At 43.4% G+C, this 23,267-nt stretch carries 34 protein-coding genes and 1 tRNA gene; 8 read left to right on the top strand and 27 right to left on the bottom strand.

Annotation, left to right across the window (positions count from 1 at the left end; translation table 11 throughout):
• Positions 1-30: 30 nt before the first annotated feature.
• The 27 genes from secY to HCZ91_RS11670 form a co-directional block, all read right to left on the bottom strand.
• Positions 31-1,362 carry a preprotein translocase subunit SecY gene (gene secY / locus HCZ91_RS11800; RefSeq protein WP_166739245.1) on the bottom strand — a complete coding sequence of 444 codons (1,332 nt, stop codon included), beginning with the start codon at positions 1,360-1,362 and terminating at the stop codon, positions 31-33.
• A 19-nt stretch (positions 1,363-1,381) separates the two neighbouring features.
• Positions 1,382-1,822 (bottom strand): 50S ribosomal protein L15, encoded by a 441-nt coding sequence (rplO, locus tag HCZ91_RS11795; protein WP_057758719.1) that lies wholly within the window; start codon positions 1,820-1,822, stop codon positions 1,382-1,384.
• Positions 1,822-2,001 carry a 50S ribosomal protein L30 gene (gene rpmD / locus HCZ91_RS11790; RefSeq protein ID WP_010196714.1) on the bottom strand — a complete coding sequence of 60 codons (180 nt, stop codon included), beginning with the start codon at positions 1,999-2,001 and terminating at the stop codon, positions 1,822-1,824. Before rpmD ends, rplO begins: the two co-directional genes overlap by 1 nt.
• 20 nt (positions 2,002-2,021) lie before the next feature.
• Positions 2,022-2,537: a 30S ribosomal protein S5 gene (rpsE, locus tag HCZ91_RS11785; protein WP_057758716.1), complete on the bottom strand. Its 516-nt coding sequence runs from the start codon at positions 2,535-2,537 to the stop codon at positions 2,022-2,024.
• 2 nt (positions 2,538-2,539) lie between these two features.
• Positions 2,540-2,890: a 50S ribosomal protein L18 gene (rplR, locus tag HCZ91_RS11780; RefSeq protein WP_057758713.1), complete on the bottom strand. Its 351-nt coding sequence runs from the start codon at positions 2,888-2,890 to the stop codon at positions 2,540-2,542.
• A gap of 11 nt (positions 2,891-2,901) precedes the next feature.
• Positions 2,902-3,435, bottom strand: coding sequence for a 50S ribosomal protein L6 (gene rplF, locus HCZ91_RS11775; protein WP_057758710.1), 534 nt, complete (start codon positions 3,433-3,435; stop codon positions 2,902-2,904).
• Between the two features lie 176 nt (positions 3,436-3,611).
• A complete protein-coding gene (gene rpsH, locus HCZ91_RS11770; RefSeq protein ID WP_101204864.1) occupies positions 3,612-4,010 on the bottom strand; it encodes a 30S ribosomal protein S8 in 399 nt (132 codons plus the stop codon).
• An 11-nt stretch (positions 4,011-4,021) separates the two neighbouring features.
• Positions 4,022-4,327: a 30S ribosomal protein S14 gene (gene rpsN, locus HCZ91_RS11765; RefSeq protein ID WP_010196705.1), complete on the bottom strand. Its 306-nt coding sequence runs from the start codon at positions 4,325-4,327 to the stop codon at positions 4,022-4,024.
• 12 nt (positions 4,328-4,339) lie between these two features.
• On the bottom strand, positions 4,340-4,876 hold the full coding sequence (gene rplE / locus HCZ91_RS11760) for a 50S ribosomal protein L5 (RefSeq protein WP_101204865.1): 537 nt from the start codon (positions 4,874-4,876) through the stop codon (positions 4,340-4,342).
• Between the two features lie 21 nt (positions 4,877-4,897).
• Positions 4,898-5,215 carry a 50S ribosomal protein L24 gene (gene rplX / locus HCZ91_RS11755; RefSeq protein WP_101204866.1) on the bottom strand — a complete coding sequence of 106 codons (318 nt, stop codon included), beginning with the start codon at positions 5,213-5,215 and terminating at the stop codon, positions 4,898-4,900.
• Positions 5,216-5,223: 8 nt separating this feature from the next.
• Positions 5,224-5,592, bottom strand: coding sequence for a 50S ribosomal protein L14 (gene rplN, locus HCZ91_RS11750; protein WP_010196702.1), 369 nt, complete (start codon positions 5,590-5,592; stop codon positions 5,224-5,226).
• Positions 5,593-5,775: 183 nt separating this feature from the next.
• Complete coding sequence (gene rpsQ, locus HCZ91_RS11745; RefSeq protein ID WP_102094163.1) at positions 5,776-6,051, bottom strand: 30S ribosomal protein S17; 276 nt, start codon at positions 6,049-6,051, stop codon at positions 5,776-5,778.
• On the bottom strand, positions 6,048-6,245 hold the full coding sequence (gene rpmC, locus HCZ91_RS11740; RefSeq protein ID WP_102094164.1) for a 50S ribosomal protein L29: 198 nt from the start codon (positions 6,243-6,245) through the stop codon (positions 6,048-6,050). Before rpmC ends, rpsQ begins: the two co-directional genes overlap by 4 nt.
• The gene (gene rplP, locus HCZ91_RS11735) at positions 6,245-6,658 is read right to left on the bottom strand and encodes a 50S ribosomal protein L16 (RefSeq protein WP_010196693.1); all 414 of its coding nucleotides are present in this window, start codon (positions 6,656-6,658) and stop codon (positions 6,245-6,247) included. Before rplP ends, rpmC begins: the two co-directional genes overlap by 1 nt.
• Before the next feature lie 3 nt (positions 6,659-6,661).
• Positions 6,662-7,384, bottom strand: a complete 723-nt coding sequence (gene rpsC / locus HCZ91_RS11730; protein WP_057758704.1) for a 30S ribosomal protein S3 — start codon at positions 7,382-7,384, stop codon at positions 6,662-6,664.
• 3 nt (positions 7,385-7,387) lie between these two features.
• Positions 7,388-7,717: a 50S ribosomal protein L22 gene (gene rplV, locus HCZ91_RS11725; protein ID WP_021813373.1), complete on the bottom strand. Its 330-nt coding sequence runs from the start codon at positions 7,715-7,717 to the stop codon at positions 7,388-7,390.
• 10 nt (positions 7,718-7,727) lie between these two features.
• Positions 7,728-8,003, bottom strand: a complete 276-nt coding sequence (gene rpsS, locus HCZ91_RS11720; protein WP_010196682.1) for a 30S ribosomal protein S19 — start codon at positions 8,001-8,003, stop codon at positions 7,728-7,730.
• Between the two features lie 12 nt (positions 8,004-8,015).
• Entirely contained in the window at positions 8,016-8,843 is an 828-nt protein-coding gene (rplB, locus tag HCZ91_RS11715) for a 50S ribosomal protein L2 (protein WP_057758702.1), read from the bottom strand.
• A gap of 11 nt (positions 8,844-8,854) precedes the next feature.
• The gene (gene rplW / locus HCZ91_RS11710) at positions 8,855-9,205 is read right to left on the bottom strand and encodes a 50S ribosomal protein L23 (RefSeq protein WP_057758700.1); all 351 of its coding nucleotides are present in this window, start codon (positions 9,203-9,205) and stop codon (positions 8,855-8,857) included.
• Positions 9,202-9,804 carry a 50S ribosomal protein L4 gene (gene rplD / locus HCZ91_RS11705; protein ID WP_057758698.1) on the bottom strand — a complete coding sequence of 201 codons (603 nt, stop codon included), beginning with the start codon at positions 9,802-9,804 and terminating at the stop codon, positions 9,202-9,204. The genes rplW and rplD overlap by 4 nt, the downstream gene beginning before the upstream one ends.
• Before the next feature lie 14 nt (positions 9,805-9,818).
• On the bottom strand, positions 9,819-10,457 hold the full coding sequence (rplC, locus tag HCZ91_RS11700) for a 50S ribosomal protein L3 (protein WP_057758696.1): 639 nt from the start codon (positions 10,455-10,457) through the stop codon (positions 9,819-9,821).
• Positions 10,458-10,506: 49 nt separating this feature from the next.
• Positions 10,507-10,818 carry a 30S ribosomal protein S10 gene (gene rpsJ, locus HCZ91_RS11695; RefSeq protein WP_010196670.1) on the bottom strand — a complete coding sequence of 104 codons (312 nt, stop codon included), beginning with the start codon at positions 10,816-10,818 and terminating at the stop codon, positions 10,507-10,509.
• 410 nt (positions 10,819-11,228) lie between these two features.
• Positions 11,229-12,830, bottom strand: coding sequence for an Rne/Rng family ribonuclease (locus HCZ91_RS11690; protein ID WP_179799532.1), 1,602 nt, complete (start codon positions 12,828-12,830; stop codon positions 11,229-11,231).
• Positions 12,831-12,950: 120 nt separating this feature from the next.
• Positions 12,951-13,634, bottom strand: coding sequence for a Maf family protein (locus HCZ91_RS11685; protein WP_179799531.1), 684 nt, complete (start codon positions 13,632-13,634; stop codon positions 12,951-12,953).
• Positions 13,635-13,739: 105 nt separating this feature from the next.
• Complete coding sequence (gene mreD / locus HCZ91_RS11680) at positions 13,740-14,225, bottom strand: rod shape-determining protein MreD (protein WP_179799530.1); 486 nt, start codon at positions 14,223-14,225, stop codon at positions 13,740-13,742.
• 141 nt (positions 14,226-14,366) lie between these two features.
• Complete coding sequence (gene mreC, locus HCZ91_RS11675; RefSeq protein WP_102077941.1) at positions 14,367-15,227, bottom strand: rod shape-determining protein MreC; 861 nt, start codon at positions 15,225-15,227, stop codon at positions 14,367-14,369.
• Between the two features lie 319 nt (positions 15,228-15,546).
• The gene (locus HCZ91_RS11670; protein WP_179799529.1) at positions 15,547-16,575 is read right to left on the bottom strand and encodes a rod shape-determining protein; all 1,029 of its coding nucleotides are present in this window, start codon (positions 16,573-16,575) and stop codon (positions 15,547-15,549) included.
• Positions 16,576-16,609: 34 nt separating this feature from the next.
• Between HCZ91_RS11670 and HCZ91_RS14005 the strand changes: the two genes are divergently transcribed.
• From HCZ91_RS14005 to HCZ91_RS11635, 8 genes are all read left to right on the top strand, one after another.
• Positions 16,610-16,738 (top strand): hypothetical protein, encoded by a 129-nt coding sequence (locus HCZ91_RS14005; RefSeq protein ID WP_257020056.1) that lies wholly within the window; start codon positions 16,610-16,612, stop codon positions 16,736-16,738.
• 528 nt (positions 16,739-17,266) lie between these two features.
• Positions 17,267-17,581, top strand: a complete 315-nt coding sequence (gene gatC, locus HCZ91_RS11665; RefSeq protein ID WP_057758683.1) for an Asp-tRNA(Asn)/Glu-tRNA(Gln) amidotransferase subunit GatC — start codon at positions 17,267-17,269, stop codon at positions 17,579-17,581.
• Between the two features lie 81 nt (positions 17,582-17,662).
• On the top strand, positions 17,663-19,159 hold the full coding sequence (gene gatA, locus HCZ91_RS11660) for an Asp-tRNA(Asn)/Glu-tRNA(Gln) amidotransferase subunit GatA (RefSeq protein ID WP_179799528.1): 1,497 nt from the start codon (positions 17,663-17,665) through the stop codon (positions 19,157-19,159).
• On the top strand, positions 19,156-20,685 hold the full coding sequence (gene gatB, locus HCZ91_RS11655) for an Asp-tRNA(Asn)/Glu-tRNA(Gln) amidotransferase subunit GatB (protein ID WP_179799560.1): 1,530 nt from the start codon (positions 19,156-19,158) through the stop codon (positions 20,683-20,685). Before gatA ends, gatB begins: the two co-directional genes overlap by 4 nt.
• A 198-nt stretch (positions 20,686-20,883) precedes the next feature.
• Positions 20,884-21,312 (top strand): hypothetical protein, encoded by a 429-nt coding sequence (locus HCZ91_RS11650; protein WP_179799527.1) that lies wholly within the window; start codon positions 20,884-20,886, stop codon positions 21,310-21,312.
• Positions 21,313-21,377: 65 nt separating this feature from the next.
• Positions 21,378-21,454 (top strand) — tRNA-Pro (locus tag HCZ91_RS11645).
• Between the two features lie 214 nt (positions 21,455-21,668).
• Positions 21,669-22,664, top strand: coding sequence for a hypothetical protein (locus HCZ91_RS11640; RefSeq protein WP_179799526.1), 996 nt, complete (start codon positions 21,669-21,671; stop codon positions 22,662-22,664).
• Positions 22,665-22,881: 217 nt separating this feature from the next.
• Entirely contained in the window at positions 22,882-23,226 is a 345-nt protein-coding gene (locus tag HCZ91_RS11635) for a transposase (protein ID WP_179799525.1), read from the top strand.
• Positions 23,227-23,267: the final 41 nt, after the last annotated feature.

The raw sequence follows: 23,267 nt of genomic DNA, 5'->3' as shown, positions 1-23,267 counted from the left end.
GCATGCTCCTTGAAATATCGTACCGCTCATTTAAGGTTGAGTGGGCGATTGAATTAACGTCTGATCATGATATTGATGGGTCATCAAATGCGCTTGAATCTGCGAGATGAAGTCCATTACCACAACCACCATAATCAGTAAAGACGTACCACCGAGTTGAAACGGCACACCAAACGATGACTGGACGACCATTGGCATTAAACAAATAACCGTCATATACATCGCGCCAATAAAGGTCAGTCGGTTTAATACATGATCGAGGTAACGCTGAGTTTGTTGTCCTGGGCGAATACCTGGAATATACGCACCACTACGTTTAAGGTTCTCTGCTACTTCACGCGGACTAAATACCAATGCCGTATAAAAATAACAGAAGAAAATAATCATTGCGCCAAACAGTACTAAGTATAGCGGCTGTCCTGGGGACAACACCAATGCCATATTTTGAAGTATTTTCTGTACAAAGGTAGGATCAGTCGATTGACCAACCCACTGCCCTAAACTTGCAGGAAACAATAACAAAGAACTGGCAAAAATAGCTGGGATAACCCCTGCCATATTTAGCTTAAGCGGCAAATGTGATTGCTGCTGAGCATAAATTTTACGACCTTGTTGCTGTTTTTGTGCGTAGTTCACAGGAACACGACGTTGAGCACGTTCAATATAAACGATACCCGCAGTAACCGCGATACCTAGCAGTACAAAAATAAATAGCACAATCAAGTTCATCTGACCTTGATTGACCTGTTCAATAGATTGCGAAATCATACCTGGCGTACCAGCCACAATACTCGCAAAAATGAGCATTGAAATACCATTACCTACGCCGCGCTCCGTAATCTGCTCACCAAGCCACATTAAGAACATTGCGCCTGCTACTAAAGAAGTAACAGCTGGAATATAGAAGGTAAGACCAGTAGATAAAGTAAGGTTTTGGCTGATTAAGCCAGCACACATTCCTAATGACTGTACTAGGGCTAAAGCAAGCGTTCCCTGACGGGTGTACTTGTTTAGCTTGCGTCGTCCCGCTTCACCTTCTTTTTTGAGGGCTTCAAGCGATGGCAATACTGCAGACATCATCTGTACGATAATCGATGCTGAGATATATGGCATAATGCCAAGTGCCATGATAGACATACGCTCTAGCGCACCACCTGAGAACATATTAAACATGCTCAGGATGGTGTTTTCGTTGCGCGAAAACAGATCAGCCAAGTTAACTGGGTTGATACCCGGAACAGGAATATGTGACCCTAAACGATAAACAATCAATGCGCCGATTAAAAATAATAAACGCGTCCATAGCTCATCATACTTACGTATAAATGCGAATGGATTAAGCGGTATACCAGCCGATGACATTGATTGTTTTGACACGTTACTACTCCTCGATGCTACCACCAGCAGCTTCGATAGCTTGCTTAGCACCTTTAGTCACTTTAATACCTTTGAAAGTATAAGCTTTAGTGACTTCGCCTGATAGCATTACACGAGCACGTTTCATATCGTGACGGATAAGGTTAGCAGCTTTAAGTGTTTCAAGGCTAACTACATCGCCTTCAATTTTATTCAGTTCAGAAAGACGTACTTCAGCAGTCTTCATAGCCAGTTTACTGGTAAAACCAAATTTTGGTAGACGGCGATATAAAGGCATCTGACCACCTTCAAATCCTGAGCGAATGCTAGAACCTGAACGAGATTTCTGACCTTTTACACCACGACCACCAGTCTTACCAAGACCTGAACCGATACCACGACCACGACGTTGGGCAGTTTTCTTTGCGCCAACACCTGGTGATAATTCATTTAATCTAAGACCCATTACGCTTCCTCCACTTTTACCATGTAGTTAACGCGATTGACCATACCACGGGTTGAAGGAGTATCTTCTACTTCAACAGTATGATTAATACGGCGTAAACCCAATCCTTTCAAGCTCGCTTTGTGGCTCTTTAGGCGATGGGCACCCGATTTAAATTGAGTGACTTTCATTTTTTTCATCGTAACTCACCTAGTCTAAGTTAACCCAAGATTTCGTCTACAGATTTACCACGTTTAGCTGCCATCTTCTCTGGAGTTGACATATCACGTAAACCGTTAAACGTTGCGCGAACAACGTTAGCAGTATTGGTAGAACCATAACATTTAGTCAAAACGTCTTTGACACCAGCAACTTCTAATACAGCACGCATTGCGCCACCAGCGATTACGCCAGTACCTTCAGATGCAGGCTGCATGTAGACTTTACTAGCACCATGACGTGCTTTGATTGGATGATGCAAAGTTGCATCATTTAGCTCAACAGTAATCATATTACGTTTGGCAGCTTCTAGTGCTTTTTGGATAGCAGCTGGCACTTCACGTGCTTTACCACGACCAAAACCTACACGACCATTGCCATCGCCCACTACAGTCAATGCAGTGAAAGAGAAAATACGACCACCTTTAACAACTTTCGCTACGCGATCAACGGTAACTAAGCGTTCTACTAGACCGTCAGTCTGTTCATTTTTATCATTTTTATCATTTCTAGCCATGATTAAAACTCCAATCCGTTTTCGCGAGCAGCTTCTGCTAAAGCTTTAACTCGACCATGATATTTGAAACCACTACGGTCAAAGGCAACTTTAGTAATGCCAGCTGCTTTTGCGCGTTCTGCGATCATTTGGCCTACAGACGTTGCTGAATCAGCATTACCAGTCGCGCCTGAACGCAAGCTGCTGTCTAAGGTAGATGCCTGAGCAATCACTTCACCACCATTTGGAGAGATAATCTGGGCATAAATATGTTTTGACGTGCGGTTAACCGTTAAGCGATGAACGCCTAAGAAACGGATATGCGCGCGTGTTTTCTTAGCTCGACGCAGACGAGCTGCTTTTTTATCAAACATTTCAACTCACCTTATTTTTTCTTAGCTTCTTTGCGAATCACATGCTCGTCACTATAACGAATACCTTTGCCTTTATAAGGCTCAGGTGGGCGGAAACCACGGATGTTGGCGGCTGCTTGACCAAGCTGCTGTTTATTGTTTGATTTCAAAACAATTTCAGTTTGCGTTGGCGTTTCAGCTGATACACCTTCAGGTAACGTATACTCTACTGGATGAGAATAACCAACGTTCAAGGTTACCTTGTTACCAGTAACTTGCGCGCGATAACCAACACCAATCAACTGAAGACGTCTTTCAAAGCCTTCGTTTACGCCAGTAACATAGTTGTTAACAAGAGCGCGCATGGTGCCAGTGTGCATCATAGCTTCTTTTGAATCGACTGTAGGTGAGAAAATGATAGCATCATCTTCCTGTTTCAGCTCGACCAATTCATGCAGGCGTAAAGACATAGAACCGTTCTTGCCTTTAACTTCGACCTGCCGATCGTTCAAAGTAACGCTTACGCCGTTTGGCAGCGTCACTGGGGCTTTAGCCACACGAGACATAGGAATATTCCTTAAAAAATTTAACTTCTTTATATTAGCGAAAAAACTAACAGGCTAAAAAGCGTGTTAGTTTAGCATAGTTGACTGTGTTAGACATCTATCAATTCGAAATAATTTAATATTACTCAAACAATAGAAGCCTAACAACCATCAAATAGACTTCATCGTCGTATAGCTTACGCTACAAATGCGACGATTTCACCACCGATACCAGCAGCGCGTGCAGCACGATCGCTCATGATACCTTGGCTAGTAGATACGATAGCAACACCCATACCTTGCTTAACAGTAGGGATAGCGTCTTTACCGCGGAACTGGCGTAAACCAGGACGGCTATAACGTTGGATAGTCTCGATGACAGCACGGCCTTCGAAATATTTCAATTCAATAGTAAGGGTTGCTTTGTTGTTTTCTTCTTCAGCAACAACAGCGCTAGCCACATAACCTTCGCTAACTAGCAAATCAGCAATTGATTTACGTAATTTAGAGCTCGGCATTGCTACCGATACTTTGTTAGCCATTTGTGCGTTACGGATACGGGTTAGCATATCCCCAACAGTATCTTGCATACTCATATAGTTACTCCTTACCAGCTTGCTTTACGAACACCAGGCACATCGCCTTGCATGACACGCTCACGCAGCATATTGCGTGACAAGCCAAACTTGCGGAAGTAACCGTGAGGACGACCGGTGATAGCACAACGATTACGCAGACGTACTGGTGATGAGTTGCGTGGAAGAGCTTGTAGCTCTAACATCGCTTCCATACGAGTTTCGTCACTTGCAGTCATATCACTGATAGTTTCTTTTAGCTTGATACGCTTTTCAGCATATTTAGCAACCATTTTTTCGCGCTTTAATTCGCGGTTAATCATGCTCTTCTTTGCCATAACGTCTTTACCTTATTTAAATGGGAAGCCGAATGCTTTAAGCAACGCACGACCTTCTTCATCAGATTGAGCTGACGTGGTGATTGTCACATCCATACCACGGATACGATCAATCTTGTCAAAATCTACTTCTGGGAATACGATTTGTTCTTTGATACCCAATGAGTAGTTACCACGTCCGTCAAAGGCTTTAGGTGAAAAACCGCGGAAATCACGAATACGAGGAATTGCAATGGCAACGAGACGATCTAAAAATTCGTACATTTGCTCACCGCGTAGCGTTACTTTACAGCCAATTGGCCATTCTTCACGAATCTTAAAGCCAGCAACTGATTTACGCGCTTTGGTGACAACAGGTTTTTGACCAGCAATCGCGGTCATATCAGCTACAGCACCTTCCAACAATTTCTTGTCTTGAGACGCGCCGCCTACACCCATGTTAAGTGTGATTTTAGTGATTTTAGGCACTTGCATCACATTTGCCAAACCAAGCTCTTCTTTGATTTGCTGCTTTAGTTCATCGTTATATAAAGATTTTAATCTTGCCATTACCATTACACCCTTAGTGTCTTACGCAGTCGCCACTACTTCACCGCTTGAACGATAGACGCGTTGTTTCTTGCCGTCTTCGCCAAACTGATAAGTAATACGGTCTGCTTTTTGGGTTTGCGCATTTAAGATTGCGACATTTGAGATATGCAGAAAAGCTTCTTGCTTAAGAATGCCACCTTCAACGCCAGTTGCCTGATTTGGCTTCTGATGTTTGGTAACAATATTAATGCCTTCAACTTTAATACGATCGTTTTTTACAGCTTGTACAGTACCTTGCTTGCCTTTGTCTTTCCCAGCAATCACGATAACTGTATCGCCTTTACGTAATTTTGACATGGATTACCTCACAATACTTCTGGTGCTAGTGATACAATTTTCATAAACTGATCACCACGTAGTTCACGAGTTACCGGTCCAAAAATACGAGTTGCAATCGGCGCTTTGTTTTGGTTCAACAATACCGCAGCATTGTCGTCAAAACGTAACACAGAACCATCTGGACGACGAACGCCTTTTTTGGTACGTACAACTACTGCATTCATCACGTCGCCTTTTTTAACACGACCACGCGGAATGGCTTCTTTAACCGTTACTTTAATAATGTCGCCAACTGATGCATAACGACGATGAGAACCACCCAGTACTTTAATGCACTGAACTCGCCTTGCACCGCTATTGTCTGCAACTTCCAGCATTGACTCAACCTGAATCATAGCGTTACTCCACACGTATGAGCAATAAAAACCAGTTGCTGCCGCTAGCACAGAATGAGTAGGACGGCATTTTAATATAAATAACCGCGACTTACTCTTAATGTGAGTGATATACGCTCGGCGCAATCAGCATCCTTAAAAAGGCGGCTATTTTAACAGCTTCTGGCTTTTAATGCAATTTACTTAGATTTTTTCTACTTTTTCAACCACATCAACTAAAGTCCAAGACTTAGTTTTTGAGATTGGACGCGTTTCTTTGATGCGGACAAGGTCGCCTTGTTGGCAAACGTTATTCTCATCATGAGCTTTGATTTTCGTAGAACGACGAAGCTGCTTGCCATACAAAGGATGACGAACCAGACGCTCAATCAAAACTGTGATGGACTTATCCATCTTGTCGCTAACAACTCGACCTGTCAATACGCTAGCATTGGTAGTTGTTTGATTGTTATCGCTCATGAGTCGCCTCGTTGTTTCTCGTTAATCAAAGTCTGAAGCTGAGCAATCGTGCGACGATTGTCACGTACTTCATGGGTATTACCCAACTGACCAGTTGCTTTAGCCATACGAATACGGAAAGCATCAAGTTGCTTTTCATCAAGTAACTGGGTCAGTTCTTCTAATGATTTATCACGTAATTCACTGATCTTCATTACATTATCGTCCGCTTAACAATGGTAGTTTTAAAGGGCAGTTTTGCTGCAGCAAGCGTGAAAGCTTCACGTGCAAGCTCTTCTGGTACCCCTTCAATTTCATATAGCACTTTACCAGGTTTGATTTCGCATACCCAATATTCTACTGGACCTTTACCTTTACCCATACGTACTTCTAATGGTTTATTAGTAATCGGTTTGTCAGGGAATACACGAATCCAAATCTTACCGCCACGCTTAATTTTACGAGTGATGGTACGACGTGCTGCTTCGATTTGACGAGCTGTCATACGACCACGCGTCAATGATTTTAGACCAATTTGTCCGAATGCAACGGTGCTTCCACGATGAGCTAGCCCAGTGTTACGACCTTTGTGCATTTTACGAAACTTGGTACGTTTTGGCTGTAACATAGTTTAACCTCTGTCTGAGTTTCGACGGTTTCCACGACCACGGCGTTTTGGCGCACGAGTCTGCTCTTCTTTGACGGGATTATATACACTGTTCATACCGTCAAGGATTTCGCCACGGAAAATCCAAACTTTAACACCGATGGTGCCGTAAGTTGTCTCTGCACGAATTGACGAGTAGTCAATATCAGCACGGAGTGTATGCAATGGCACACGACCTTCACGGTACCATTCACTACGAGCAATCTCAGCACCGCCTAGACGGCCAGACAGCTCAACCTTGATACCTTTAGCACCAGAACGCATACTGTTCTGTACCGCGCGTTTCATCGCACGACGGAACATAACACGACGCTCAAGCTGGCTACCGATGCCGTCTGCTACCAAACGTGCATCAAGGTCAGGTGACGTGATTTCTTCAATGTTGACCTGAGCAGGTACGCCCATAATTTTGGTCAATTCTTTTTGAAGTCTTTCGATATCTTCGCCTTTCTTACCGATAACAATACCAGGACGCGCAGTGGCGATGGTAATCTTAGCAGCGCCAGTAGGACGCTCGATCATGATGTTGCTGATCATAGCGTTATCTAGCTTTTTGCGTAGATATTCACGAACTTGAATGTCGTTGATTAGGTATTCTGAGTATTGTTTAGGGTTAGCATACCAGTTTGCGTTATGCTTTTTTACAACACCAAGACGAATTCCGATTGGATGTACTTTTTGACCCATAACTTATTCTCCTACCTTTATAGTGATGTGACAAGTACGCTTGCTGATACGATCAGCACGGCCTTTGGCACGTGGTAGGATACGTTTTAGCGTAATGCCTTCATCAACATAGATAGTAGCGACTTTTAAGTCGTCAATATCTAAGCCGTGATTATGTTCGGCATTGGCGATGGCTGAGTTAAGGCATTTCTTAACAAACACAGCGCCTTTTTTATTGCTATACGTTAGGATATCCAAAGCACGCTCAATAGATTTGCCACGAACTTCATCAGCAACGAGTCTAACTTTTTGTGCCGATATGGCGGCACCGCGTAATTTTGCAGTTACTTCCATGGTAAGCACCTTATCTCTTAGCTTTTTTGTCAATGCCGTGACCACGATACGTACGAGTCGGGGCAAATTCACCTAGTTTATGACCAACCATCTGCTCGCTCACGATAACCGGTACATGAGTACGGCCGTTGTGAACAGATAAAGTTAGGCCAACCATTTGTGGCAGAATCATCGAGCGGCGCGACCAAGTCTTAATTGGCTTGCGTGAGTTGGTGTCTAATGCATTCTCAACTTTAGCAAACAAGTGCGCGTCTATGAATGGACCTTTTTTCAATGAACGAGGCATGAAATTCTTCCTTTATTTCTTCTTGGCGCGACGGCGGATGATCATGTTGTCAGTACGCTTATTGTGACGCGTTTTAAGTCCTTTAGACTTCTGACCCCAAGGGCTGGTTGGATGGCGACCTTTGTTACGACCTTCACCACCACCGTGTGGGTGATCAACCGGGTTCATAGCGACACCACGAACAGAAGGACGAACACCACGCCAACGTGAAGCACCGGCTTTACCAAGTGATTTCAAGTTGTTTTCAGTGTTAGAAACTTCACCAATAACAGCGCGGCAATTTACGTGTACACGGCGAGTTTCGCCAGAACGCATACGTAGAATAGCATAAACACCGTCACGACCTAGTAACTGAACGCTAGCACCCGCAGAACGAGCCATCTGTGCACCTTTACCGATTTTAAGTTCGATATTGTGAATCACAGTACCCAATGGGATGTTTTTTAGCGGTAAGCAGTTACCTGGACGAATTGGAGAAGTCTCGCCTGACATTACTGTATCACCAACTACTTGTTTCTTAGCAGCGATAATGTAACGACGTTCGCCATCAGCATACTTAAGTAGAGCAATATGAGCAGTACGGTTAGGATCGTATTCGATACGCTCTACCGTCGCTGGGATATTGTCTTTAGTACGTTTGAAATCGATAATGCGATAATGTTGCTTATGACCACCGCCAATGTGACGAGTAGTAATGCGGCCATTATTGTTACGACCACCTGACTTGCTTTTTGATTCTAGAAGTGCTGCAAACGGACGACCTTTGTACAGGTGTGGATGCACTACTTTTTCAACAAAACGACGGCCTGGTGATGTTGGCTTTGCTCTTACGATAGGCATGAGTGTAATCCTTATTCGTTATTCGCTGTTTCACTAGTAGAATCAGTAGTATTCGCTACTTCTTCACCAGCATCAGCCATTTGTACATCTTGACCAGCTTTTAAGGTAACATAGGCTTTTTTGTAGTCGTTACGACGGCCGATGCTTTTACCAAAACGCTTTGTCTTACCTTTAACATTCAAAGTGTTTACTTTAGTAACTTCAACACCTTCAAACATCAACTCAACTGCTTTCTTGACTTCAAGCTTAGTAGCATTAGAATCAATTTTAAATACCTGCACACCAAGTGAGTCGCCAAGCATTTGAGATTTTTCTGAGAATACAGGCCCTCTTAAGACCTGATAAAGTCTTGCGTTATTCATGCTAGTGCTTCCTCAAATTGTTTCGCAGCTTCAACTGACATGATCACTTTATCAAATGCGATCAAGCTCACTGGGTCCACTTCATTTGTACCAAGTACATTGACGTGTGGAATGTTGCGAGCAGCTAAGTATAAGTTTTCATCAACTTCTTTAGTAACGATTAGTGCACGAGGTGCATTCAAATCGTTCAACTTAGCAATCAGTTCTTTGGTTTTCGGCCCAGAAACGCTCAACTCTTCTACCAAAATCAGACGCTCTTGACGAATCAATTCTGCTAGGATGCACTGCATCGCACCGCGATACATTTTACGGTTTACTTTCTGTGACCAATCTTGTGGTTTTGCAGCGAATGCACGACCACCTGAACGCCAGATTGGGCTACGAATAGAACCCGCACGAGCGCGACCAGTACCTTTTTGGCGCCATGGCTTAATACCACCGCCAGAAACTTCGGCACGTGTTTTTTGTGCGCGTGTACCTTGGCGAGCACCAGCTAAATAAGCGGTGACGACTTGATGCACTAGTGCTTCGTTGAATTCACGACCAAATGCCGTATCAGAAAGCTCAACCGCCGCACCTGTAACTGTTTTTAAATCCACGTTAATCCCCTTGCTTAGGCTTTGACTGACGGACGTACGATAACATCGCCACCGGTGGCACCTGGGATAGCACCCTTGATGACAAGTAACCCTTTTTCGGCATCAACCGAAATCACTTCTAGGCCCTGAACGGTAACACGTTTGTTACCCATCTGACCCGCCATCTTCTTGCCTTTGAATACTTTACCTGGTGACTGGTTTTGACCAGTTGAACCATGCGCACGATGAGACACTGAGTTACCATGAGTAGCATCTTGCATACTAAAGTTGTGACGCTTAACAGGGCCTTGGAAACCTTTACCTTTGCTCTGTCCTGTCACATCAACCATCTGACCTTGTTCGAACAAGTCAGCTAGAATCTCGCCACCAATCTCACGACCTTCAAGATCGCTTTCGTTGGCACGGAATTCCCAAACACCACGGCCAGCTTTAACACCAGCTTTAGCGAAGTGACCCTTCTGTGCAGCTGTTACGCGGCTGTCACGACGAGTACCTGTGGTAATTTGGATGGCTTGATAACCATCTACATCAGTATTTTTTACTTGAGTAATGCGGTTTGCATCGACCTCAACAACTGTTACAGGGATAGATGCGCCTGTTTCAGTGAAGACACGGGTCATGCCGCACTTTTTACCGACTAAACCGATCGCCATTTTAGACCTCTTTATATCTTATATTAATGGGTTGGGTGTTTAATGTGCATTAACCCAAAGCAATTTGAACGTCAACACCCGCCGCTAAATCTAATTTCATTAGCGCATCCACAGTTTTGTCAGTTGGCTGAACGATATCAACCATACGCTTATGAGTACGGATTTCGTACTGGTCACGAGCGTCTTTGTTAACGTGTGGTGAGGTTAGAACGTTGAAGCGCTCAATGCGAGTCGGCAACGGTACAGGACCACAAACTTGCGCACCGGTGCGCTTTGCAGTATCAACAATCTCTTGTGCAGATTGATCAATCAGACGATGATCAAAAGACTTAAGACGGATACGGATTCTCTGGTTAGCCATGCCAGCAAGCTCCTAATATGTGCCTTTGTCATTCTTGCGTCGCAAGACCATGATCAAAAGCAGTTTGGTTAAATATTCACTTAAAGCGGCCTTCTGTTCTTAACCAGAATGAGTTCTTTATCCGAACTTATAGCGTGCCAAAAGCAAAATAGTTTAAAGCCCCGCCAACCCTCCTATTAATTGGAAAGTAGCAAAGGCATAATGAAATAGTGCTAGAAACGATGCTCTAGCTGTCATAGCGCCAGCTTTTTTTATTCAGCTGCGCATATATAATTCAGTGGTGTATATTATACATAGTATTTTAGGTATTGCAAGAGCAATCTCTATTGTGATTAGAGATGCTCATTCTTAGACTAATCTTCAGTCACATAAATACTTTCATCTAGAACTATCATTTGTTTTGAATAATATTAATCTAAAACAATATCATACTGCTCTTGGGTATATAGATTCTCTACATCAAAAGTAATGACCCTACCCAGTAGATACTCTAAATCAGCCACTGTGTCTGACTCTGTTGTGAGTAGTAAATCAATGACTGCCGCATGAGCTACTACGGTGAACTTTTTGGGAGAATTATAAGTACGGGCGCAGCGCATAATTTCGCGGAAAATCTCAAAGCAAACGGTCTCTGCGGTTTTGACGAACCCGCGACCTTGACAAGTTGAGCACGGCTCACAAAGTTGCTGACCCAACGATTCACGCGTGCGTTTGCGTGTCATCTCTACCAGTCCAAGCTCACTGACCTGCGTAATCTTAGTTTTTGCATAATCTTGGGTAAGCTGCGCCTGTAAGCTTTCAAGCACATCATCTTTATGCTGTTGCTCAAGCATATCGATAAAATCTAGAATAATAATGCCGCCTAGATTACGTAAGCGCAACTGTCGAGCGATAGCATGTGTGGCTTCTAGATTAGTCTTATAAACCGTATCCTCTAATGAACGACCACCCACAAAAGAGCCTGTATTAACATCAATCGTGGTCATGGCTTCGGTCTGATCGATAATCAGATAACCACCAGACTTGAGATCGACACGGCGTTTTAGTGCATCACGCAAGTCATCCTCGACACGGTGTACATCGAATAGCGACTGCTCAGCGGTGTAGTGCACGATTCGATCATAAACGAATGGAACAAACTCTTTGGCAAAGTATCTGACTTGCTCATAAATTTGCGTATTATCAATAATGACTTTTTCGGTATCAGCGTGAACCAAGTCACGGATAGAACGTAATGGTAATGACAGTTCCTGATAGATCAGCTCTGAGCTCTGATGATGATTAATCTCTTGACGACGAGCACAGATAGTACGCCACAGCTGCAGTAGGTAATAAATGTCCTCTTCTAGCTTATCGACAGGCACACGCTCAGCAGCGGTGCGGGCAATCAGTCCACCCTTTAGATTGACCGTTTGCATTAGGCTACTAAGCTCAGTCTTTAATCGGCTACGCTCTTCTTCGCCATCAATACGCTGCGATATGCCAATATGATCACTCGATGGCAAATATACTAGATAACGTGATGGCAGCGAGATATTGGTTGTTAAACGAGCACCTTTACTTCCTAACTGGTCTTTGGTTACCTGTACCAAAATACGCTGACTTTCATGCAGACGATGCTGAATCAATGTTTTAGACGCTGGTACGATCTCTGTACTTTGTGCACTGACAATAGGCGGTGTCACAGCCAAGCTATCAGCAGAAGCGTTGGCAGTCGCATCGTCCTCATTTATCTCGTGCTTAGTGGCCTTAGCCGCTTTGTTTTTTTCTACAACGGGGCGTGGTTCACGCTGCATATCGTTGACATGTAGAAATGCGGTCCGTGATTGACCAATATCTACGAAGGCTGCCTGCATACCAGGAAGGACACGTACGACCGTCCCCAGATAGATATTGCCGACCAACCCCAGTTTGTGATGTCGTTCAATATAAATCTCGCCCAAAATACCATTGTCTAAAACCGCAACACGGGATTCCATTGGACTAATATTAATCAGCAGCTCTTCGGACATAGTTTTTTCTCTTATCTCTCAGCTTTCTTATTAGACGGTCATCGCCTATTAGATTGACAGTGTAACAAATGCGACTTGCTCTTGCCCATTACCCTACCGTGTCATTATGTGCATATCCCATTATAACGGGTTGACTGTGTCCATACTGCCTTCTGTCATTTCTTTGATTAGTGCCAGTGTTTGTGCCAGTGGCAGACCAACGACATTGGTATAGCTGCCATTAATACGACTGACCCATGTAGCACCAAGTCCTTGAATGCCATATCCACCTGCTTTATCAGCAGGTTCGCCACTATTCCAGTAGTCGCTCATCATCTGTGTCGTCAGTGGTATAAAAGTCACTTCCGTACGTTCAGTGATTCGCTGCTGGTTAATAATTTGCAAGCACTGTGTAGGTTTTGCTTTGCTTGGTTTTGCTTTAGGCAATAGCTGTACTTGAGTCGCTTGAACAGCAGTCCATACTTCGTGAACGTTATCAGACATACACTGCCACATACTATATGCGTGCTCACGATCGACAGGCTTGACCAATACTGTCTTGCCATCTGACAGCACGCCAATGGTATCAGAAGTCAAAATAATGAACGGTGAGGTGAGATTATTGTGATCCACTTGAAAGGTATTGCTTAATTGTTGTATCGCGGCATCAGCTTTGGTTGCGACCATGCGTTCGATATAGTCTGTCGGCGACTCATTATCCAACGGCGTCTCATCGATATCTACACTTAAGATAGTAAAGTCTAGTTGCGCTCTTTCTAGTAGCTCACGACGACGCGGAGAGCCAGACGCTAAAACGATATCCATCGATATTCTCTTCATTTATAAATTTATGATGTGTGTGGTCATACAGTATTGTGGGCCGAGCAAGCTAAGCTATTAATCAGAATAACAGCTATAGCTAGTGACTCATTAACGCGAAAACTTGCGTAAAGCAAACAGTACGAGTGGCCAGCTAATGATACTCATAAACAATGACAAAGCAGACTGAGCAACAAAGACGTTTTGAATAAACATCTGTAGTATCCATAGATTTAACTGAAAGACAATCAGCCCTAGACTAGCAATGAGCCACGCGCTAATCGTGTTCAACTGTCTGACATAGATACTGGTAATTTTGATAACCAGTGCAACCACAACAGCGGCGAAAGCTTGCTGCCCTAAATGGGTATCCATTAATAAATCAGCAATCAGCCCAACCGTAAATGCGGTAAAAATGCCGACATAGCGCGGCTGAAACAGTAACCAATAGATCAACACCATGATCATGACCATGGGACGCAGTGTGGCCATGCTTGGGCTTAATGGATAGACATTGAGTGATGATGCAGCGATGAAACTCAGAACAATCACAACTATCAATAGTACCGTGGCATTCTCAGAATCAGGATACGACATGGGTACTTACCTTAGCGAGTGTTTGATGGTTGCTGTTATATTGTTGATTGGATATTGGCAAGGTGAATACCATAAATGGAAAGCTTTAAAACATTAATAAGCCAGCTAATTAGCCGTCAATACTGTGGCTTACGTCGTTATCTATGGAGCAATAGCAGCAGCATTGTTCTCATTTAGCAGTTTGTCTTGAAGTATTAATACATAGGCATTGTCAATAAAGTTAGCTGCTGGAGTAACTTCGATCGTTCTAAAGTTATCAGTTTGCTCGTCTTTGACATGCGCGATACGCCCTACTCGATAGCCTGCCGGAATACGACCGCCCAGTCCTGAAGACACTAGTTCATCACCTACTCGCACATCTGACGTCTTAAAGACGTAATTGAGACTTAATGAAGATGGGATGCCTTGGCCTGTAACGATGGCGCGCTGACCAGTACGCTTAACAGTGACAGCAACTGACTGCTGCTCATCTGTAATCAACAACAGACGGCTAGTATTCGGATAGACATTGATAATCTGTCCTAATACACCGTCTTCATCGATGACCGTTTGCCCAACTTGTACGCCATCTTGCTCCCCTTTATTAAGCACGACAATCTGTCTGAGCAAGTTGGTATCTGTGCCGATGACTTGCGCCAAATTAAGATCGAACTGCTCAGGCTTGGTGGTAGATAAAATACCTTGCAGGCGTGCATTCTGTGCCAAGATATAATCTTGTTGTTGTAACTTGGCATGCGCGTGTATCAATTGCGACTTTAGCTGCATGTTTTCGCGACGCAGTGCTTCTTTTGATTGCAGACTACCACCTGCCCAATGCTTGGCATAGCTTGGTAGTAAAGACAGCTCATAGATAGGTTGCATAGCGGCATGACTGGTGCTACGTACTGGCTTAAACCAATCAGAGTTTTTGCTATCAAACCACATCAAGATTAAGGCTGCTATCAATACGATAACAGTCTTACGAAGTGATAACGGTTGGCGAGCAAAAATACTTGGAGTCATAAGTCGTCTGATTTAAGGATTCTAAAATGAACAATAGCACTTATTTACAGCATGAGTGTTTATCGAGGATATTGGGTTATAGCACAAATGAATGCAATTAAAGGTAGCACAATCGGCTACCTTTAATTTTATATATAGTCAATCTTCTATAGATTGGATACGGTGTCAGTCTCGCTCAGCCTACTACTTGTAGTACTTTCGCTCGGCTTCCTTATATCCAAATTATATTGAACCGACTATATTTATAGTTTCATCATTCACATAAATCGTCATTATCATATATTGCCAAGCCTATAAGACAATTAAGGATAAAGATGAATTAAACAAAAATCATGTTTAAACTTTTGTTATTGATGAAATCAAGCGCGATACCACCACCACGGCTAACACAGGTTAGTGGGTCTTCTGCTACCGTCACTGGCAAACCGGTCTCTTGCGAGATAAGTTTGTCTAAGTCACGTAATAGTGCGCCGCCACCTGTCAATACAATCCCACGCTCAGCGATGTCAGATGACAACTCTGGCGGAGTCTGCTCAAGTGCTACTTTTACAGCGCTAACAATACCGCTCAATGGATCAGTCAACGCTTTTTGCACTTCTTCTGAATTGACAGTAAAGGTCTTTGGCACACCTTCTGCCATGCTACGACCGCGAACTTCTACTTCTAGTTGGCTGTCTTCATTCAATGCAGAACCGACTTCTTTTTTGATGCGCTCAGCAGTCGTCTCACCGATGACACAACCATGCATACGGCGTACATGAGTGATGATCGCTTCATCAAACATATCGCCGCCGATACGAATCGACTCAGCATATACGCAACCAGACAGTGCAATAACAGCAATCTCAGTTGTACCACCACCGATATCCACCACCATAGAACCACTGGCTTCATGAACTGGCATACCAGCACCGATAGCCGCAGCCATCGGCTCTTCTAGCAATAGTACTTTGCTCGCACCTGCTGATGATACTGCCTCACGAATCGCCTTGCGCTCAACTAGAGTAGACTTGCATGGTACACAAACCACGACGTTAGGCTGTGCCATAAAACGCTTGGCTTTTACTTTAGCGATAAAGTGCTTAAGCATTTTTTGCGTCACTTCAAAATCAGCAATCACACCGTCTTTCAACGGGCGAATCGCTGTGATGTTCGCAGGCGTACGACCTAGCATCTGCTTGGCATCGATACCAACAGCGGCGACGGTCGGGTTTTGAGTACGATTGCTTCGTAACGCGACCACCGTAGGCTCGTCAAGCACGACGCCTTTATTAGGAATAAAAATTAGGGTGTTCGCAGTACCGAGGTCGATAGCGATATTATTTGATAAAAATCCAAACAGGTTCATGACTAATATATCCAGCGTCTTACGAATGAGGCGAATGAGATTGACTGAGGTGTTACTCGTCAGTATTGAGCAGGTCGTCGTTAAACATTACTTGTGGCAACAGTTAATCAACCCAACAAGTCAAAATCCAAACGATAATGATGAAATGAAAAAACTGAGCTAAATTATACCGATTTAGCTCAAAAAAAACATAGATATTTGCATCAGTAAGTAAGGATTTTTGTCTTAGACGCCAAAAGTTGTTACAAAGTTTGAAATAGTAGTAAATATCATTCAACTCAATGAAACATCATTTAATCTGATAACTAACAAGGCTCTACAGGCAGATGAATGTTTTGCTTGATAGCAGATGCATACTGTAACGTATTTTAGAAGCTAATTGGAGAGCAATTGAGGAACAATGATGAGTTAGGGGGTTAGTTTTGCAATTCTCTGTAAATCATTGTGTCTTAATTGGCATTATGGCTCGGCTAGCACCATATCTTATTTAATATTACGTCTTTATCAATTCAGCCTCTTGGTTGAGATTGTGCATCAATCAAGCGTCATGCTCTGTAAACTTGAGTCAGATGCTTTATAATAAGCCCACTTACTATTTGTTTCTATTTTAATTGTTTCTATTTTAACGCTTACGTATTTTCCTTTTCGTAATCAACTACTCTAACAAAAACTGTCCTTAACTGGAGAAACTATGTCTCAGCAGCCAGCAACGTCTGACAGCAACGTCAGCCGTGAAGAAATCCTAGAAGTTGCCAACCTTGCCCGCTTAGGTGTCGATGAAAGTACAGCCGATAGCTATGCTGATGATATCAGTAAAGTATTAAAACTGATGAATACGCTATCTAACGTTGATACCACAGACATCAAGCCATTAGCCAATATCCATGAAGCTTGCCAAGAGTTGCGTGCTGATGTGGCAAAACATGATATCAATCGTGAGCGTAATCAATCAGTCGCACCTGCCGTAGAAGAAGGCTTATATCTAGTGCCTCAGGTGATTGAATAATAGTGGCTGAATAACACAATTACGCATTTGCCATTATCTCATTTTATTTTATGCTATTAACATTTTGACGGACGACACCTTATGTCTGAACTTCATTTATTAAGTACCGAGCAGCTCATTACTGGCTTGCAAAACAAACAATTTAGCAGCGCCGAATTAACCGAACACTACATCAAGCGTATCGATGCGCTAGACGGCAAGATTAACAGCTTTATCACTCATACCTCTGAGACAGCACGCGCACAAGCGAAAGCGGCAGACGAGATGCGTGCACAAGGCGATCAGCGTCCGCTACTTGGCGTACCAATGGCGCACAAAGACATCTTTTGTACTCAGGGCGTACTGACCACTTGTGGCTCAAAGATGCTGCACAACTTTGTCTCACCATATGATGCGACTATCGTTTCTAATATCGACAAAGCAGGCATGATTAGCTTAGGTAAGCTCAATATGGATGAGTTTGCGATGGGCTCAGACAACAGTAACTCTTACTACGGTACGGTACAGAACCCTTGGAACCTAGAGCGCGTCCCTGGTGGCTCGTCAGGTGGTAGTGCTGCTGCTGTTGCCGCTGGTTTTGTCCCTGTTGCTACCGGTAGTGATACAGGTGGCTCTATTCGCCAGCCTGCTTCATTCTGTGGCCTAACAGGTATCAAACCTACTTATGGCCGTGTGTCACGCTTTGGTATGATTGCCTACGCTTCAAGTTTGGATCAAGCGGGTAGCATGGGACGCAGCGCTAAAGATTGCGCCTATCTGCTCCAACCAATGATTGGTCATGATCCACGCGATGCAACTTCTATCAAATACGAGATGCCTGACTACGTACAAGATATCAACGACGCAGAAGCCGCTGCTGGTGACAAACCATTTGCTGGCTTACGTATTGGTGTGGCCAAAGAATACTTCGGTACAGGGCTTGATAGCGAAGTCGAGCAAGCAGCACGTGCGGCTCTTAAGAAGTACGAAGAGCTGGGCGCAACGATTGTAGAAGTGAACATCACTGATCCTGAAATCACGCTTGCCACTTACTATATGCTAGCGCCTGCCGAAGCATCATCTAACCTATCGCGCTTCGATGGCGTACGTTTTGGCTATCGCTGTGAAAGCCCAACGGACCTTATCGATCTATACACGCGCTCACGCTCCGAAGGCTTTGGCCCTGAAGTACAGCGCCGTATCTTGACAGGGACGTATGCGCTATCGGCTGGCTACTTCGATGCTTACTATACTAAAGCACAGAAGATTCGCCGTTTGATCGTTAAAGACTTTGATGAAGCATTTGCTAGCTGTGATGTGATTGCTAGCCCAACCGCACCGACGGCAGCTTACAAGCTTACTGACAACCTAGATCCTGCAACGATGTATTTAGGTGACGTTTATACCATCGCGGTCAACCTAGCAGGTCTACCTGCCCTCAGTCAGCCAGTTGGTTTGACGACTGAAGGCCTACCTATTGGCTTGCAATTAATCGGTAAGCACTGGCAAGAAAGTCAACTGCTCACGACTGCGCATCTGTTCCAGCAGCATACTGATCATCACCTACAACACTCTACCATCGCAAAGGAGACGGTATAATGAGTACAGTTACTACTGATAACAATGCCGTCCGTGAACACGCCGTGCGTAAAGAGCTATTTGTCGATGGTTATGAAGTGGTCATCGGTATCGAGATTCACTGCCAGTTGAATACAGAAAGCAAAATATTCTCAAGTGCGCCAACTGACTTCGGTCATGAGCCAAACAGCCAAGCAAGTATCGTTGACTTAGGCTTACCTGGTGTATTGCCAGTATTAAATGCTGGCGTGGTCGATCGCGCGCTAAAATTCGGCATCGGCGTCAATGCTGAGTTAGGTCTATTTAATACGTTTGACCGCAAAAACTACTTCTACCCTGATTTGCCTAAGGGCTATCAAATCACCCAGATGGCCAATCCTATCGTAGGTGAAGGCTACATCGATGTCGTGGTAAATGAGGGCGAAAAGAACGAATACCCTAAACGTATGGGTATCACCCGCGCGCATCTAGAAGAAGATGCTGGTAAATCTGTACATGACGCTGTCGATGGTATGACGGGTGTGGATTTGAACCGTGCAGGTACACCACTGATCGAAATCGTCTCTGAGCCAGACATGCGCTCAGCCCACGAAGCACTTGCCTATATTAAAGCCATTCATCAGCTAGTCACTTGGCTAGGCATCTCAGACGCAGTAATGGCTGAAGGCTCATTCCGCTGTGACTGTAACGTCTCTGTGCGCAAGCCAGGCGCTGATCTCGGTACACGTACTGAGCTAAAGAACCTAAACTCGTTCCGCTTTATCGAGCGTGCTATCAATCGTGAAATCGAACGTCAAATCGATATCCTAGAAGATGGCGGCAAAGTCGTACAAGCAACGATGCTATATGATCCAGAGCGTGATGAAACGCGTACCATGCGTACCAAAGAAGACGCCAATGACTATCGCTACTTCCCTGATCCTGACCTGCTACCTGTCCGTATCGAGCAGCATACGGTTGATGCGATCAAAGCAGCGATGCCAGAGCTACCAGTTGCTCGTCGCGCACGCTTTGAAGAAGCGCTTGGTCTGTCAGAATATGACGCTCGTATCTTGACTGGTAGTCGTCAAATTGCCGATTACTTCGAAGATGTGGTAGCTGAAATCGGTCAGCAAGATGCCAAAATGGCTGGCAACTGGGTCATGGGCGACTTGCTCGGCGCGCTGAACAAAGATGACACCGACATCATCGACTCCCCTATCAGTGCCAAACAATTGGCTGGCATACTCAAGCGTATCAAAGATGACACACTATCTGGCAAATTGGCTAAGAAAGTCTTTAGTGCTCTATACGAGCGCGAAGGTGGCGATGGCGATGATGCAGCAGATAAAATCATTAAAGACAAAGGCCTTAAGCAAGAAACCGATACTGGTGCTATCAAAGCAATGGTCGAAGAAGTCATCGCAAAAAATGAAGCGATGGTCGAAGAATATCGTGGCGGTAAAGAAAAAGCCTTTAACGGTCTGGTCGGTCAGGTCATGAAAGCCAGTCGCGGCAGTGCTAACCCACAGCAAGTGAACCAAATTCTAAAAGAGCTTTTGGGTTAATTTTGTAATAAGAGCCCGTTGCTTGTACTTTTATATGAAAAGTTACTATTCATTAATAAAAGTACAAGTAACTCATAAGAGGAACTCTCTTACTATGCTTGCGATGAATTTATATTAGCATTTTGATTTATACATTCTAGATACTTCATAAGCTTTTCGAATATTTCCACTTTATACATAGCTTTAGGAAAATTTTAAATGATCAATCATTATAGCCTGAGCAAGAATGTCACGTCTATACAGTGTTTAGATTCCTTGAATTTGCAAGAAAATATGATCATTCGATATTTTAATTCTGCTTTGTTTGATAAAGGTGCGGCAGAATTAAATATTATTATTGCAAATGAATTTGATGTGCGTTTGACTTTAAATGAGGGCGAACATACCTCTGATTTGTTACAGCGTGCTAGAGAAGTTATGTCTCAAATAGTAGAGATGGATTTAGAGGCACACGAAAATCAGCAAAATACGATTGAAAAGTATCAGCCGTACATATATGAAGTCGAAATTAATTTGCAAGACGATGAAGTTAATCTAGAGTATGTTTCAAGCATTATTAATGCAGCTTGGGGCATGTTTTTTAGACGTACAAAAGAAGGCAAGTGGTTTTTTGACAATATAGGTTAATGGGTTATTTGTACAATAATTAATCCTTGCAATATGCATAATTTTGCGTAAAATAGTCAGTCATTCGGGGCGTAGCGCAGTCTGGTAGCGCACTACACTGGGGGTGTAGTGGTCGCAGGTTCAAATCCTGCCGTTCCGACCAAACATAGCAGTAAAGAGAAAAGCCAATCATTGTTTTCAATGGTTGGCTTTTTTTTGTGCTAAATTTGGCTGATGATTGTATGATGTTTTGATTGAGCAAATAATAATAAAAATCTTGCAAGGCATGACAAGTAATCGAAATCCAGCCGTTCATACACCTTTAGGCTGGCACTGCCTTGTACCTACTTTGTTTTAAGGGTGTAGAGGTGTGAATTGTGGGATTACTAGATGAAGCAAGAGAGAAAGCGAACTGCTATATATCACCAAAAGATTTCTTATGTTTCATGTCGTATAAGCTAGGAGAGCCAATTCAAGAGATCGTATCTTTTTTGCTGTATAACAATTTTGATGAGCTAGTAAACGAATATTACATAGACCGACATTACCGCATTTATTCGTGCAACGATATTGATCGTAAGTATAAAACCAGTACGCTATTTCATGAGATCGCAAAAGATGGCTTTCTCGTCTATATGATGTTTTGTAATTCTTTTTATGATGATTGCCTAGAAGATGATGATGCAGATTTAGATTTTTATGAGCCTATTGAAATAGACTTTTATTATAGTTTGGAAGAATTGCAGAAAATTGGCTTTTTAAAGAAGCTCAACTTGCCTTTAGAGAAAGGTAGGACGCTAGATTATAGCGTGACTGGCGATGATATGGTAACAGCAAAAGAGCCTAAAGACGGGATAAGAACATTTAAACTAATAGACACTAATATCGTAAGTGAGGCTGAAAGAGCCAAGCAAGAACAGTCTATAATAGATGAGTATGGCGAGAACTCACAAGCTCATAACTTTCATAAGCTTATTACAATGGCATCAAGAGGAGAGCTTCCACAGCAAAAAACAGGATTTAAGAGTGACAAACAAATTATTAATGAACTTCAAGAGCAAGTAGCGCAGCTTACTACTTATCATAACAAAGCACAGGACAAAGTAGCCGAACTTGAAAACCGACTAGCACAAGCCAAAACTGAAATAGTAGACAAGTCAGCTAATGACGAGCCAACACACCATAAAAGTGTAGGTTCTATGCAAGCGTTAGTCACCACACTTATTAAAATGGCTGAATATGATAAAGAACACTTAGCCGATCCTTATGGAGAACTTAATAAGCTTATTCAAGCTAAGGCTGAGGCGTTAGGACTCTCTGTTAAAAAAGACTTCATTGCAAAATGGCTAAAGAAAGCTGATGAGGTTCTATAGAACTCTGCCTTTTTCTATATAGAACTATCGAACTACCCTATTTCATAAAATAAATCCATACCAGCCGCAGCAATCAAGTTACTGTAAATTATGGAGCTAGACACATGAAACAGAGAAATCATATCCCAACTAAGCCAAAACAAAAACCATCTCAAATATCAGGGAGTTTCCTAAAAACTGTGTAACTGCTTATAATCCATTAACAGGAGAATAAGCAATGACTACTCAATCTGACATTAAAAAACTGGCCGAGCAAATGGCTGGTAGCATGAAAAGCTTTGATAACATCAAAGACTTCCAAAAGCAGCTCATGCAATCCTTTATCGATACTGCCTTAGAAGCTGAGATGGAAGACCATCTCGGCTATCCCAAGCATGAAAAGGCGGATAAACCTAATAAGCGTAACGGTCACACTAAAAAGACCGTCCGCAGTGATACAGGCGATCTTGAAATCTCTACCCCAAGAGACCGTGATAGCAGCTTTGAGCCTGTGCTGGTCAGTAAGCATCAAACCCGTATCTCAGGTCTTGATGACAAGATCATATCGTCACTACAGGCATAGCCTTCCGTCTTGCGCTTCGGGCAAGTGTGCCCCACACACTT

Origin of the sequence: Psychrobacter sp. BI730, from assembly GCF_013414195.1 — a bacterium.
In the GTDB taxonomy this organism is placed as follows: Bacteria; Pseudomonadota; Gammaproteobacteria; order Pseudomonadales; family Moraxellaceae; genus Psychrobacter.
This window is presented reverse-complemented; position numbering and strand designations above follow the sequence as displayed.